The organism is Ideonella azotifigens (assembly GCF_006519715.1).
Classification (GTDB): domain Bacteria; phylum Pseudomonadota; class Gammaproteobacteria; order Burkholderiales; family Burkholderiaceae_C; genus Ideonella; species Ideonella azotifigens.
In genome coordinates this window covers 1-1,006 of record NZ_VIDT01001196.1, presented here as the reverse complement: position 1 = coordinate 1,006, position 1,006 = coordinate 1, and the positions used below count along the sequence as shown (strand labels likewise).

Genomic DNA, 1,006 nt, shown 5'->3' with positions numbered 1-1,006 from the left:
GCCGCCTTCGTGGCCGGCACCGATCGGCTGGGGCAGGACGTGCTGCCGGTCTGGAGCGCCCACATCGAAACCTCGCGTGCCCAGATGGAAGATGCCGTGGCCGCGCTGTCGCAGCGTTTTGCCAGCATCGTGGACCGGCTGGACCAGGCGCTGAAAGCCTCGGCCCAGGACGGGGACCAGGGCGTGGGCGCCGTATTCGACCAGAGCAACCGCGACCTGCACGGCGTGCTGGACACCCTGCGCGAAGCCATGACCAGCAACAGCGCCATCCACGCCGAGGTGCAGTCCCTGGGCCACTTCGTCGGTGAACTGCTGGAGATGGCAGCCGAGGTCGCCTCCATCGCCTCGCAGACCAACATGCTGGCGATCAACGCCGCGATCGAGGCCGCGCATGCCGGCGAAAACGGCCGCGGCTTCAGCGTGCTGGCGCAGGAAGTGCGCAAGCTCTCGGTGATGTCGGGGGAGACCGCCCAGCGCATGGCCGAGAAGGTGCAGGTCATCAGCGAAGCCATCAAGACCACGCGCAGCAGCGCCGAAGCTTCATCCCAGCGCGGGCAGGCCTCGGCGGCCGAAGCCGAAACCTCGATCAACGGCGTGCTGGGCCATTTCCGCAGCGTCACCGAAGGGCTGGAAGCGTCTTCCGAAGTGCTCAAGCGCGAAAGCGTGGGCATCCAGGGCGAGATCGTCGAAGCGCTGGTGCAACTCCAGTTCCAGGACCGCGTGAGCCAGCGCATGACCCATGTGCGCCACAACATCGAGCGCCTGCCCACGCTCCTGAGCGCCACCCGCAGCCGCTTCGAGTCGGCCGGTGAGCTGCAGGCGGTCGACAGCGCCGCATTGCTGGCCGAGCTGGAAAGCAGCTACGCGATGGCCGACGAGCGCAACACCCATCAACGCAGCCACACGGGCAGCGCGGTCGCTGCGCCCGCCGCAGCCGAAGAAGAAGTCACCTTCTTCTGATCCGCCCCATTCCGACCTCGTCTCTCAGAACTCAAAGGGAATCCAT

The 1,006-nt window shown here is 67.0% G+C and carries 1 protein-coding gene; it reads left to right on the top strand.

Going from position 1 to position 1,006, the window contains the following annotated elements; translation table 11 throughout:
* Positions 1–960 (top strand): methyl-accepting chemotaxis protein (locus tag FKP22_RS31565; RefSeq protein ID WP_211361691.1); only part of this gene is annotated, 960 nt, incomplete at its 5' end.
* Between the last annotated feature and the right edge of the window lie 46 nt (positions 961–1,006).